General features: G+C 61.4%; 11 protein-coding genes. 7 read left to right on the top strand and 4 right to left on the bottom strand.

The features are described 5' to 3' along the window. Nucleotides 1-67 precede the first annotated feature (67 nt). The 4 genes from FBY12_RS14600 to FBY12_RS14585 form a co-directional block, all read right to left on the bottom strand. Nucleotides 68-1,042, bottom strand: a complete 975-nt coding sequence (locus FBY12_RS14600; RefSeq protein ID WP_092277162.1) for a serine/threonine protein kinase — start codon at nucleotides 1,040-1,042, stop codon at nucleotides 68-70. Nucleotides 1,043-1,203: 161 nt separating this feature from the next. Continuing rightward, nucleotides 1,204-3,105 (bottom strand): PhoX family phosphatase, encoded by a 1,902-nt coding sequence (locus FBY12_RS14595; protein WP_145253432.1) that lies wholly within the window; start codon nucleotides 3,103-3,105, stop codon nucleotides 1,204-1,206. Nucleotides 3,106-3,212: 107 nt separating this feature from the next. Next, nucleotides 3,213-3,977, bottom strand: coding sequence for a TOBE domain-containing protein (locus FBY12_RS14590; RefSeq protein WP_145253430.1), 765 nt, complete (start codon nucleotides 3,975-3,977; stop codon nucleotides 3,213-3,215). Nucleotides 3,978-4,160: 183 nt separating this feature from the next. Then, a complete protein-coding gene (locus FBY12_RS14585; RefSeq protein WP_145253428.1) occupies nucleotides 4,161-4,901 on the bottom strand; it encodes a ComF family protein in 741 nt (246 codons plus the stop codon). A gap of 89 nt (nucleotides 4,902-4,990) precedes the next feature. On the opposite strand from FBY12_RS14585, the gene bioB reads away from it, so the two are divergent. The 7 genes from bioB (at nucleotide 4,991) to FBY12_RS14545 (ending at nucleotide 12,081) form a co-directional block, all read left to right on the top strand. Then, a complete protein-coding gene (gene bioB / locus FBY12_RS14580) occupies nucleotides 4,991-6,046 on the top strand; it encodes a biotin synthase BioB (protein ID WP_121732469.1) in 1,056 nt (351 codons plus the stop codon). Between the two features lie 161 nt (nucleotides 6,047-6,207). Next, nucleotides 6,208-7,386, top strand: coding sequence for an 8-amino-7-oxononanoate synthase (bioF, locus tag FBY12_RS14570; protein WP_145253423.1), 1,179 nt, complete (start codon nucleotides 6,208-6,210; stop codon nucleotides 7,384-7,386). Continuing rightward, nucleotides 7,379-8,110 (top strand): alpha/beta fold hydrolase, encoded by a 732-nt coding sequence (locus FBY12_RS14565; RefSeq protein ID WP_145253421.1) that lies wholly within the window; start codon nucleotides 7,379-7,381, stop codon nucleotides 8,108-8,110. The genes bioF and FBY12_RS14565 overlap by 8 nt, the downstream gene beginning before the upstream one ends. Further along, the gene (bioC, locus tag FBY12_RS14560; protein WP_145253419.1) at nucleotides 8,103-8,915 is read left to right on the top strand and encodes a malonyl-ACP O-methyltransferase BioC; all 813 of its coding nucleotides are present in this window, start codon (nucleotides 8,103-8,105) and stop codon (nucleotides 8,913-8,915) included. The genes FBY12_RS14565 and bioC overlap by 8 nt, the downstream gene beginning before the upstream one ends. After that, nucleotides 8,912-9,592, top strand: a complete 681-nt coding sequence (gene bioD, locus FBY12_RS14555; RefSeq protein ID WP_145253417.1) for a dethiobiotin synthase — start codon at nucleotides 8,912-8,914, stop codon at nucleotides 9,590-9,592. Before bioC ends, bioD begins: the two co-directional genes overlap by 4 nt. Before the next feature lie 108 nt (nucleotides 9,593-9,700). Continuing rightward, nucleotides 9,701-9,997, top strand: a complete 297-nt coding sequence (locus FBY12_RS14550; protein ID WP_092277185.1) for a pyrroloquinoline quinone biosynthesis protein PqqE — start codon at nucleotides 9,701-9,703, stop codon at nucleotides 9,995-9,997. A gap of 278 nt (nucleotides 9,998-10,275) precedes the next feature. After that, complete coding sequence (locus tag FBY12_RS14545; protein WP_109521079.1) at nucleotides 10,276-12,081, top strand: phenylacyl-CoA dehydrogenase; 1,806 nt, start codon at nucleotides 10,276-10,278, stop codon at nucleotides 12,079-12,081. Nucleotides 12,082-12,202 lie beyond the last annotated feature (121 nt).

Here is a 12,202-nt window from a genome sequence, read left to right as displayed (position 1 = left end):
GCGAAGGGGACCTTGAGGCGGCCAAAAGCTTCGCGGGCAAGCCTCGCTCCTACAGGAGTTGCGGTGTTTAAAAGAGTTTCAGCGGTTCTTCGTTGAGTGCCGACAGTTGCTCGCGCAATGCCAACACTTGATCGCCCCAGTAACGCTCGCTGCCAAACCACGGAAAGCTGTGCGGGAACGCCGGGTCGTCCCAGCGCCGGGCGAGCCAGGCGCTGTAATGCATCAGGCGCAACGCGCGCAGTGGTTCGATCAGCGCCAGTTCGCGCGGGTCGAAATCGTGAAATTCGTTGTAGCCGTCCATCAATTCCGACAATTGCCCGAGACATTCCTGGCGGTCACCGGCGAGCATCATCCAGATGTCCTGCACCGCCGGGCCCATGCGGCAGTCGTCGAGGTCGACGATGTGGAACATCTCGTCGCGGCACATCATGTTGCCGGGGTGGCAATCGCCGTGCATGCGGATGTTCTGGTGCGGCGTGGCTTTGTAGACTTCTTCGACGCGCTTGAGCAGGTCGCGCGCTACGGACTCGTAGGCCGGCAGCAGGCTTTTGGGGATGAAATTGCCTTCGAGCAAAGTGTTCAGCGAATCCTGGCCGAAGTTTTTCACGCCCAGTGCTTCGCGGTGCTCGAACGGCTTGGTCGCGCCGACCGCGTGCAGGCGCCCGAGCAATTGGCCGAGGCGATACAGCTGATCGAGATTGCCCGGCTCCGGCGCGCGGCCACCACGGCGCGGAAACAGGGTGAAACGAAACCCGGCGTGTTCGTGCAGGCTGACGCCGTTGTGAATCATCGGCGCAACCACCGGCACGTCGCACTCGGCGAGTTCGAAGGTGAATTGGTGTTCTTCGAGGATCGCTTCGTTGGTCCAGCGCTGTGGGCGGTAGAACTTGGCGATCAGCGGCTCGGAGTCTTCGATGCCGACTTGATAGACGCGGTTTTCATAGCTGTTCAGCGCCAGAATGCGCGCGTCGCTGAGGAAGCCGATGCTTTCGACGGCATCCAGCACGAGATCGGGGGTGAGGGTTGCAAACGGGTGGGCCATGCTGACTCCTGCGCGCAGCAGGCTGCCGCGTCCGGCCAAGCATGGTAGCGCAGACGGGGAGATAGGTGGTGACTGTGCGGACGCCTTCGCGGGCAAGCCTCGCTCCTACAGGGTTATGCAGATTCCTTGTAGGAGCGAGGCTTGCCCGCGAAGAGGCCTGATCAGGCGCCGACGATCCCGCCATCCTCGCGGGTAATCGCCATCACCGACGACCTTGGCTTGCCGTTCGGCAGATGCTCGGGGAAGGTCGAACCACCGTTTTCCCCCGGATGCTGGATCCCGACGAACAGGGTTTTCTGGTCCGGCGAAAAACTGATCCCGGTCACCTCGCAACCAATCGGCCCGACCATAAACCGCCGAATCTCCCCGGTCGCAGGATCGGCGCAGAGCATCTGGTTGTTGCCCATGCCGGCAAAGTCCCCGGCATTGCTTGAGTCGCCATCGGTGAGAATCCACAAACGCCCAGCCTTGTCGAAACCCAGGCCATCCGGGCTGTTGAACATGTTCTGCGCGTTGATGTTCGACGAGCCAGCCTTCGGCGTGCCGGCATGCACGCTGGGGTTGCCGGCGACCACAAACAAATCCCAGGCAAAGCTTTTCGAACCGTGATCATCGTGGTCGGTGCGCCAGCGCAGGATCTGCCCGTAAACGTTTTTCTCCCGTGGGTTCGGGCCGCCGACCGGTTGCCCGTCTTCGCCGCGCTTGGCGTTGTTGGTCAGCGTGCAATAAACCTGGCCATCCTTGGGGCTGACGACGATCCATTCCGGGCGGTCCATACGCGTTGCATTCACCACACTGGCGGCGAGGCGCGCGTGGATCAGCACTTCGGCCTGATCGGCAAAACCGCTGCTGGCGTCGATGCCGTTCTTGCCGTGAGTCAGCTCGATCCACTGGCCCTGGCCTTTCGGGTGATCAGCGTTGCCATCGCCGGCGTCGAAGCGCGCGACGTACAAAGTGCCGTGATCGAGCAGGTCGCGGTTGGCTTTGGCGTTCTTATGATTGATCTTGTCGCGGCTGACGAATTTGTAGATGAATTCGCCGCGCTCGTCGTCGCCCATGTACACCACGGCGTGGCCGTCACGGGTTTCTGCAAGTGCCGCGTTTTCATGCTTGAAGCGCCCCAGCGCCGTGCGTTTGACCGGGGTCGATTGCGGGTCGAACGGGTCGATTTCCACCACCCAGCCGTGACGGTTGAGTTCGTTGGGATTCTTCGCCAGGTCGAAACGCGGATCGTGTTGATGCCAGTTGATCTCTTTGCTCGCGGCGACCGCGCCGTAGCGTTTTTGCGCGGCGTCGAAGGTCTGCGCGGCGTCACTGCTGCCGAAACAATCGGTGAAGTTTTCTTCGCACGTCAGGTACGTGCCCCACGGCGTTTTACCGTTGGCGCAGTTCTGGAAGGTGCCGAGCACTTGCGTGCCTTGCGGGTCGGCGCTGGTTTTCAGCAAAGCGTGGCCGGCGGCCGGGCCGCCAACGCGCAACGGCGAGTTGCCATGAATGCGCCGGTTGTAGCGCGAGCCCTGGACGAACTGCCAATGGCCGTTCTTGCGCCGCACTTCGATCACCGAGACGCCTTCGCAGGCCAGTGCCTTGCGCACTTCTTCCGCCGATTGCGGCATGCCGCCGTGCGGGTAGAGGTAGCGATAGTTGGTGTATTCGTTGTTGATTGCCATCAGCGCCCGGTCTTTTTCGCCGGGAAACTCGAACAGGCTCATGCCGTCGTTGTTGTCGCCGAATTGCACTTCCTGCGCCTGCGCGCTGCCGTTGCCGCTGGGGTCGAACGCCGGACCGTTTTTCTGCAGTGGCTGGCCCCAACTGATCAGCACCGAAGATTTGTAGCCTTTGGGCAATGTGATCGCGTCGCTGGTGGCGGCGGCAATGCTGTCGAAACCCAGCAATTTGCTGGTGCCGGTGCTGACACTGTCGGCCAGCACGCTGCGGCTCAGCAGGTTGCCCCCGAGAAACATCGCCGCGCCGCACAGGGCGCCGGCGCTGATGAAGCCACGACGGCTGAGGCCGACCATTTTTTCCAGGTCGGTGGATTGGTGTTCTTCTAATAGGCTCACGTCAGGCTCCCTGCAGGTTTTTGCAGTCACCTTAATCATGGTCGATGAAGCTTTTGTTGCAGTTGTCTTGCCACGATCGGTGTAACAAGGGTTGTGGGGCCGTTGGGCTAGAGCGGGGTGCCGAGCAAAACGTTGGACGGGGAAAACTGCACTTGCACCGGTTTGTCGGCGGTCAGGCCTTGGTTTTTCAAGTGCAGGGGCTCAGCGAGGGCGCAGAGGGTCTGGCCGTTGGGCAAACTGATGCGCACTTCGCTGGGGCCGTCTTCGGCGTCGAGGATTTCTTCGATAAGGCCTTGCAGGCAATTGTCGCCGGGTGTTGCGTTGTGCTCGGGCGCGGACAATTTCAGCCAACCGGCCTTGATCAGCGCGACGACTTCGGTGCCGATTTGCAGCTCCAGGCGCAGGGTGCTGTCGTGGGTAATTTGCGCGTCGATGCTCAGACCTTCCGCCAGTCGCAGCTGAATGCGGTCGTTGCGCCCCTGGGCTTCAATCGTCATGACTGTGCCGTGCAATTGATTGCGCGCGCTGGTGCGCAGCATCAACCGCCCGAGCAAATCCAGGTCGCTGGCATCTTCCGCCGCTTCCAGCACTTGAGCCTGTAACGCTTGCAGCTTTTGATACAGGCGCAAGACCCGTTCGCCCTCGCGGGTCAACCGCGCACCGCCGCCACCCTTGCCGCCGACGCTGCGCTCGACCAAAGGCTTTTGCGCGAGGTTGTTGAGCTCGTCGATGGCGTCCCACGCGGCTTTGTAACTCAGCCCCGCGCTCTTCGCGGCGCGGGTGATCGAGCCTTGTTCGGCGATGTGTTGCAGCAACGCGATGCGCTGCGGGCGACGAACGATGTGCTGGGAGAGCAAGGTGGGCAGGGACATGGCGAGGTGCTTTTGGGCGGTGGTGATGGCAGGGAAGTTGGCGGCTTGTAGCGCGGGAGTCAAGTCACGCCGCAATCCCTGTGGGAGCGAGCCTGCTCGCGATGGCGATCTGTCAGTCACAGGTTTTTGGCTGGAAGACCGCTATCGCGAGCAGGCTCACTCCTACAAGGGGCTTTGTGTGAGCTAGATGACATCGCCGGGTTTGGGCGTGCGGGCCAGGCAGTAGACGTCGACCCGTGCGGCGCCGGCGTTCATCAGCAGCTTGGCCAAGGTTTGCACGGTGGCTCCGGTGGTCAGCACGTCATCGATCAGCGACAGATGCCGGCCGGCGACTGACGCATTCGGCGCCAGCGCAAAGGCGTGGCGCAAGTTGCGTTGGCGCGCCTCGGCATTCAGATCCTGCTGCGCGCTGGTGTCCTGAACCCGCAGCAACAACGATTCATCGCAGGCGATCTGCAGCTGTTCGCTCAACCAGCGCGCAAGCATGGCAGCCTGATTAAACCCGCGCTTGCGCAAACGTTGAGTCGCCAGCGGCACCGGCACCAGGGCATCCGGTCGTGGCAGGTCTTCATCGAAGCGATGTTGCAGGTATTGCCCGAGAAGTTCGCCAAGCAGGCGGCCAAACGGCCACTTCGCGCCGTGTTTGAAACGGGTGATCAGCGTGTCCACCGGAAAGCTGTAACTCCACGGCGCTGCGACTTGTTCAAACGCGGGCGGTTGCCGCAGACATTGCCCGCACGTCAGCCCGGACGCGGGCAGCGGCAGGGCGCAGGTGCGGCATTGCTCGCCGAGCCAGGGCAGCTCGGTTTCGCAGGCTGAACAGATGGCTGACGCCTCTTCGGCGATTTCCGAACATAACAAACACCGCTGTTTGTTTTTTAACCAGATGTAAACCAGTCCTTTGTATCGTGGTTGACAGCGCATCGCTCTTCCTTAAATATGCCGAACATCCGTGTCGCGCCTGTGGGTATTCCATTCCCCGGCGCCAGCCAAGCATAAACAAGGAAACACCTATGAGCGCCAGCACCTTTGCAAACCTGCGTCATGACTGGTCTTTGGCCGAAGTCAGAGCACTCTTCGTACAGCCATTCAATGACCTGCTGTTTCAGGCGCAGACGGTGCACCGCGCGCATTTCGACGCCAATCGCGTGCAAGTCTCGACGCTGCTGTCGATCAAAACCGGCGCCTGCCCGGAAGATTGCAAATATTGTCCGCAGTCCGGCCACTACAACACCGGGCTGGAAAAAGAAAAACTGATGGAAGTGCAGAAGGTCCTCGAAGAGGCTGCGCGCGCCAAGGCCATTGGCTCGACGCGTTTCTGCATGGGCGCGGCGTGGAAACACCCGTCGGCCAAAGACATGCCATACGTGCTGGAAATGGTCAAAGGCGTGAAAGCCATGGGCCTGGAAACCTGCATGACCCTCGGCCGCCTCGACCAGGACCAGACCGAAGCGCTGGCCCAGGCCGGCCTCGATTACTACAACCACAACCTCGACACGTCGCCGGAGTTCTACGGCAGCATCATCACCACGCGCACTTACAGCGAACGCCTGCAAACGCTGGCCTACGTGCGTGAATCGGGGATGAAGATCTGCTCGGGCGGCATCCTCGGCATGGGCGAATCGCTGGATGACCGCGCCAATCTGCTGATCCAGTTGGCCAACCTGCCGGAGCATCCGGAATCGGTGCCGATCAACATGCTGGTGAAAGTCGCTGGCACGCCGTTGGAAAATGCCGATGACATCGACCCGTTCGACTTCATCCGCATGCTCGCGGTCGCTCGCATCCTCATGCCGCAATCTCACGTGCGTCTGTCCGCCGGCCGCGAAGCGATGAACGAGCAGATGCAGGCGCTGGCATTTTTCGCCGGGGCCAACTCGATTTTCTACGGCGACAAACTGCTGACCACCGCCAACCCGCAGGCTGACAAGGACATGCAACTGTTCGGGCGCCTGGGGATTTTGCCGGAAGCCCGCGAAGAGCACGCCGATGAGGTGCATCAGGCCGCTATCGAGCAAGCGCTGGTCGAGCAGAAAAGCAGCGAGCAGTTCTATAACGCCGCTGTTTGAAGCCTTTCCGCGTTCCTGCTGAAAAAATGCAAAACCCCTGTAGGAGTGAGCCTGCTCGCGATAACGGTATGACATCCAATAATGATGTCGCCTGACACAACGCCATCGCGAGCAGGCTCACTCCTACAAGGGAACCGTGTCATTTGATAGTCGAGGCCTGCATGTCTTTCGATCTCGCCGCACGCCTTGCTGCCCGTCGTGCCGACAATCTTTATCGCCAGCGCCCATTGCTTGAAAGCCCGCAAGGCCCGCAAGTGGTGGTCGATGGCCAGCCATTGCTAGCGTTCTGCAACAACGATTACCTGGGCCTGGCCAATCACCCGCAAGTCATCGAAGCCTGGCGCGCCGGCGCGTCCCGTTGGGGCGTCGGTGGCGGCGCTTCACACTTGGTGATCGGCCACAGCACGCCGCATCACCAACTGGAAGAAGCGTTGGCCGACCTCACCGGGCGCCCGCGTGCGCTGCTGTTTACCACCGGCTACATGGCCAACCTCGGCGCGGTCACCGCGCTGGTCGGGCAGGGCGACACGGTGCTCGAAGACCGGCTCAACCACGCCTCGTTGCTGGATGCCGGCCTGTTGTCGGGGGCGCGGTTCAATCGATATCTGCACAACGACGCCGACAGTCTGGCCAAGCGTCTGGAGAAAGCCACCGGCAATACGCTGGTGGTCACCGACGGCGTGTTCAGCATGGACGGCGACATCGCCGATCTGCCGGCGCTGGCCCGCGAAGCCAAAGCCAAAGGCGCGTGGCTGATGGTCGATGACGCCCATGGCTTTGGTCCGCTGGGTGCGAGCGGCGGCGGCATCGTCGAGCATTTCGGCTTGAGCCAGGAGGATGTGCCGGTGCTGGTCGGCACCCTCGGCAAGGCGTTCGGCACGGCTGGCGCGTTTGTCGCCGGCAGCGACGATCTGATCGAAAGCCTGATCCAGTTCGCCCGTCCGTACATCTACACCACCAGCCAACCGCCGGCGCTGGCCTGCGCGACGCTGAAAAGTCTCGAATTACTGCGCAGCGAGCATTGGCGGCGCGAGCACCTCAATGTGCTGATCCGTCAATTTCGCCAAGGCGCCGAACAGATCGGCCTGGAACTCATGGACAGCTTCACCCCGATCCAGCCGATCATGATCGGCGATGCCGGCCGCGCCGTGCGCCTGTCGCAGATGTTGCGCGAACGCGGCTTGATGGTCACCGCGATCCGCCCACCGACCGTGCCCGCCGGCAGCGCCCGTTTGCGCGTGACCCTGAGCGCGGCGCACAGCGAGGCGCAGGTGCAGCTATTGTTAGAGGGACTGGCCGACTGTTATGCACAACTGGGACCGGAGCCAAGCCATGCGTGATCGTCTGATTTTGCTGCCCGGCTGGGGCCTCGGGATTTCGCCGTTGGAGCCCTTGGCCGCAGCGCTGCAAGGGCTCGATGAACATTTGCACGTGGAAATCGAGCCGTTGCCGGAGCTGCAATCGGGCGATCTTGAAGAATGGCTCGACGAGCTCGATTCGAGCGTGCCGCAGGATGCCTGGCTCGGCGGCTGGTCGCTGGGCGGCATGCTCGCCTCCGAGTTGGCGGCGCGGCGCGGCGATCGTTGCTGCGGTTTGCTGACGCTGGCGAGCAATCCTGCATTCGTCGCCCATGAGCAGTGGCCGAGCGCGATGCCCGGCGAAACCTTCGATGCCTTCCTCGCTGGTTGCAGCACTGACCCGCGCATGACCCTGAAACGCTTTTCGCTGCTTTGCGCGCAAGGCGCCGAAGACCCGCGCGGGTTGTCGCGGTTGTTGCTCGGCGGTGCGCCGCACGCCTCGGCGCAGGTGTTGATGAGCGGCCTGGAAATTCTCGCGCAACTGGACACCCGCCAGGCGTTGCAGGCGTTTCGTGGCCCGCAGCTGCATTTATTCGCCGGCCTCGACGCGCTGGTTCCCGCAGAAGCAGCAAGCGAATTGCTGGTGTTGCTGCCGGATGTCGAAATCGGCCTGATTGAACAGGCCAGCCACGCGTTTCTCCTGGAAGACCCTCACGGCGTGGCCGGGGCGATCCAGGCTTTTTTGCATGAGTGCGGTGATGACTGATTTATCCAATCCACGGCTGCCCGGCGCTTTGCCGGACAAGCGCCAAGTCGCGGCGTCCTTTTCCCGCGCGGCGGGCAGTTACGACAGCGTCGCGCAGCTGCAACGCGATGTTGGCAACCAATTGTTGAGCCGTTTGCCGGAGGATTTTTCGCCGCAGCGTTGGCTGGATCTGGGCTGCGGCACCGGTTATTTCAGTCGGGCGCTGGCGCGGCGTTTTGCGGCGGCGCACGGTGTGGCGCTGGACATCGCCGAGGGCATGCTTGAGCACGCCAGGCCATTGGGCGGCGCCACGCATTTCATCGCGGGTGATGCCGAGCGTCTGCCGCTGCAGGATTCGACCTGCGACCTGATCTTCTCCAGCCTCGCGGTGCAGTGGTGTGCGGATTTCGCCTCGGTGCTCAGCGAAGCGAACCGGGCGTTAAAACCGGGCGGGGTTTTTGCGTTTGCTAGCCTCTGTGTCGGCACGCTGTACGAATTGCGCGATAGCTGGCGGCAGGTGGATGGGCTGGTGCATGTGAACCGTTTCCGCGAGTTCGCGACGTATCAACAACTGTGCGCGGCCAGTGGCTTGAAGGTTGTCAGTCTGCAAAATGCTGCACATGTGCTGCATTACCCGGACGTGCGCAGCCTGACCCATGAGCTCAAAGCCCTCGGCGCGCACAATTTGAATCCCGGGCGGCCCGGCGGTTTGACTGGCCGGGCGCGGGTCCTCGGTTTGATCGAGGGATATGAGCAGTTTCGTCAGGCGCAGGGATTGCCGGCGACTTATCAAGTGGTTTACGCCGTGTTGGAGAAACCCCTATGAGCGCAGCTTATTTCATCACCGGCACTGACACTGACGTCGGCAAGACCACGGTCGCCGCCGGTTTGCTGCACGCCGCGCGTTCGGCTGGTTTGAGCACGGCGGCAGGCAAACCGGTGGCGTCTGGCTGCGAGGTGACCCCGAAAGGTTTGCGTAACGCCGACGCGTTGGCGTTGCTGGCGCAATGTTCGCTGCCGCTGACCTATGCGCAGGTCAACCCGGTAGCGTTCGAACCGGCAATCGCCCCGCATCTGGCGGCGCGCGAGGCGGGCCTAGCGTTGACCGTGCAATCGTTGCTGACGCCGATGCGCGAGATTCTCGAGATGCAGGCCGATTTCACGTTGATCGAAGGCGCCGGTGGCTGGCGCGTGCCGCTGGCCGATCAGGACAATCTGTCGGACCTGGCGATGGCGCTGAAGCTGCCGGTGATTCTGGTGGTCGGCGTGCGGCTGGGCTGCATCAACCATGCGCTGTTGACGGCTGAAGCGATTGCCAATGACGGGCTGCAGTTGGCCGGATGGGTGGCCAATATCATCGAGCCGAAGACTTCGCGGCTGGAGGAGAACCTCTCGACACTGGCCGAGCGCATCCCCGCGCCGTGCCTGGGGCGAGTGCCGAAACTCAAGGCGTTATCGGCGGAAGCGGTGGCGGAGCATCTGCAACTGGACTTGCTCGATTAATGTTTTTGCCTATGGCAAGGCACTGTGCCATTAGTGTTTTTGTCGGGTGTTTTGCCGGTGCGTCTGGTTCAATGGCCGCTGTTGATCCTTCACAGGACGAGTTCTCCCATGGAAATCTCAGGTAACAGCGCTTTTTATGCCGGTCTGAACACTATCCAGACTGGGCAGAACCGTATCGATCAGGCTGCTGGCCAGATCGCCGGCGCTGCGGTTGAACGGGTGCCGGTCGGTCAGTCTTCGGATGTACAGGTCGATCGCCTGCGTTCGGTTGATCGCAGTCAGCGCTCGGACTTCGCCAGCGATATGGTCGAGATGTCTCAGGGCAAGTTGCAGGTCGAGCTTGGGGCAAAAGTCGCCAAGGCTTCCGATGAAGTGCTCGGCACGCTGATTGATACTTACGCCTGATTATTTGCTCGATCCGCTTCCCCAACGCCGCGAATCTTCGCGGCGTTTTTCTGCGTAAGTCTTTCTTCCTCAACTAATCTTTTGTCTGCGGCATGGCGCGATGTCGGCGGCGGTGCGCGGCTGTGTGGCCGTTATGAAGGCGGGCGTGATGACGAACGGCAAAAGATCGGCGCTTGACAAGATTTGGGCGTAAACGTATGTTTCAAACAACTGTTTGACCGTCACAACAAATCAATGCGGTCGTTCATTCCCGGTTACATCAGCAGAGGTTTATCGCTATGCCTGACTACAAGGCCCCCTTGCGTGATATTCGCTTCGTTCGTGACGAGCTGCTCGGCTACGAAGCGCATTATTCGAGCCTTCCGGCTTGCGCAGACGCAACTCCGGACATGGTTGACGCCATTCTCGAAGAAGGCGCCAAGTTTTGTGAGCAGGTGTTGGCTCCGCTGAACCGCGTGGGTGACACCGAAGGCTGCACCTGGAGCGAGTCCGGGGTTAAAACCCCGACTGGCTTCAAAGAAGCCTACAAACAATTCGTTGAAGGCGGCTGGCCGAGCCTGGCGCACGACGTCGAGCACGGCGGCCAAGGCCTGCCGGAGTCGCTGGGTCTGGCCGTGAGCGAAATGGTTGGCGAAGCCAACTGGTCGTGGGGCATGTACCCAGGCCTGTCGCACGGCGCGATGAACACCATTTCCGAGCACGGCACGCCTGAGCAACAAGACGCGTACCTGACCAAACTGGTGTCCGGCGAATGGACCGGCACCATGTGCCTGACCGAACCGCACTGCGGCACCGACCTCGGCATGCTGCGCACCAAGGCTGAACCTCAGGCCGATGGTTCCTACAAGGTTTCCGGGACCAAGATTTTCATCTCGGCCGGTGAACACGACATGGCCGACAACATCGTCCACATCGTGCTCGCCCGTCTGCCGGATGCACCGGCCGGCACCAAAGGCATCTCGCTGTTCATCGTGCCGAAGTTCATGCCGAACGCTGACGGTTCGATCGGCGAGCGCAACGCGGTGACCTGCGGTTCCCTGGAACACAAAATGGGTATCCACGGTAACGCCACGTGCGTGATGAACTTCGACGCGGCCACCGGTTACCTGATCGGCCCGGCGAACAAAGGCCTGAACTGCATGTTCACCTTCATGAACACCGCGCGTCTGGGCACTGCGTTGCAAGGTCTGGCGCACGCCGAGATCGGCTTCCAGGGCGGTCTGAAATATGCTCGCGATCGCCTGCAAATGCGTTCGCTGACTGGCCCGAAAGCGCCGGAAAAAGCCGCTGACCCGATCATCGTCCACCCTGACGTACGCCGCATGCTGTTGACCATGAAGGCGTTCGCCGAAGGCAACCGCGCGATGGTTTACTTCACCGCCAAGCAAGTCGACATCGTCAAATACGGCGTGGATGAAGAAGAGAAGAAGAAAGCCGACGCACTGCTGGCGTTCATGACTCCAATCGCCAAAGCCTTCATGACCGAAGTCGGTTTTGAATCCGCCAACCACGGCGTACAAATCTACGGCGGCCACGGCTTCATCGCCGAGTGGGGCATGGAGCAGAACGTTCGCGACAGCCGCATTTCGATGCTGTACGAAGGCACCACCGGTATCCAGGCACTCGACTTGCTGGGCCGTAAAGTGCTGATGACTCAAGGCGAGGCCCTGAAAGGCTTCACCAAGATCGTCCACAAGTTCTGCCAGACCAACGAAGGTAACGAAGCCGTTCAGGAATTCGTTACGCCGCTGGCTGCACTGAACAAAGAGTGGGGCGAGCTGACCATGAAGGTCGGTATGGCCGCCATGAAAGATCGCGAAGAAGTCGGCGCGGCGTCGGTGGATTACCTGATGTACTCCGGTTACGCCTGCCTCGCTTACTTCTGGGCTGACATGGCACGTCTGGCAGCCGAGAAACTCGCGGCCGGCACTTCCGAAGAAGCCTTCTACACCGCCAAGCTGCAGACTGCGCGTTTCTACTTCCAGCGCATCCTGCCGCGTACCCGCACCCACGTGGCAACCATGCTGTCGGGCGCTGGCAACCTGATGGACATGAAAGAAGAAGACTTCGCCCTGGGTTACTAAGCCCTGCGCGGTCGCTTCAACCAGCCGCTGCTCTTTCCAGAGCAGCGGCTTTTTTGTGCCTGCGCAAAACGTCGATTGCTGCGCTGAATAATTCCCGACTGCAACGCTAAGAAATCGCCGA

This window comes from Pseudomonas sp. SJZ131 (genome assembly GCF_007828705.1).
In the GTDB taxonomy this organism is placed as follows: Bacteria; Pseudomonadota; Gammaproteobacteria; order Pseudomonadales; family Pseudomonadaceae; genus Aquipseudomonas; species Aquipseudomonas prosekii.
Note: the sequence above shows the minus strand (reverse complement) of the source record. Positions and strands in the feature narration are given on the sequence as shown.

Bases quoted from the DNA above. Each gene is read 5' to 3' on its own strand.
- FBY12_RS14600 (WP_092277162.1), bottom strand. From the start codon at position 1,042: ATGGCCCACCCGTTTGCAACCCTCACCCCCGATCTCGTGCTGGATGCC.
- FBY12_RS14590 (WP_145253430.1), bottom strand. From the start codon at position 3,977: ATGTCCCTGCCCACCTTGCTCTCCCAGCACATCGTTCGTCGCCCGCAG.
- FBY12_RS14585 (WP_145253428.1), bottom strand. From the start codon at position 4,901: ATGCGCTGTCAACCACGATACAAAGGACTGGTTTACATCTGGTTAAAA.
- bioB (WP_121732469.1), top strand. From the start codon at position 4,991: ATGAGCGCCAGCACCTTTGCAAACCTGCGTCATGACTGGTCTTTGGCC.
- bioF (WP_145253423.1), top strand. From the start codon at position 6,208: ATGTCTTTCGATCTCGCCGCACGCCTTGCTGCCCGTCGTGCCGACAAT.
- FBY12_RS14565 (WP_145253421.1), top strand. From the start codon at position 7,379: ATGCGTGATCGTCTGATTTTGCTGCCCGGCTGGGGCCTCGGGATTTCG.
- bioC (WP_145253419.1), top strand. From the start codon at position 8,103: ATGACTGATTTATCCAATCCACGGCTGCCCGGCGCTTTGCCGGACAAG.
- bioD (WP_145253417.1), top strand. From the start codon at position 8,912: ATGAGCGCAGCTTATTTCATCACCGGCACTGACACTGACGTCGGCAAG.
- FBY12_RS14550 (WP_092277185.1), top strand. From the start codon at position 9,701: ATGGAAATCTCAGGTAACAGCGCTTTTTATGCCGGTCTGAACACTATC.
- FBY12_RS14545 (WP_109521079.1), top strand. From the start codon at position 10,276: ATGCCTGACTACAAGGCCCCCTTGCGTGATATTCGCTTCGTTCGTGAC.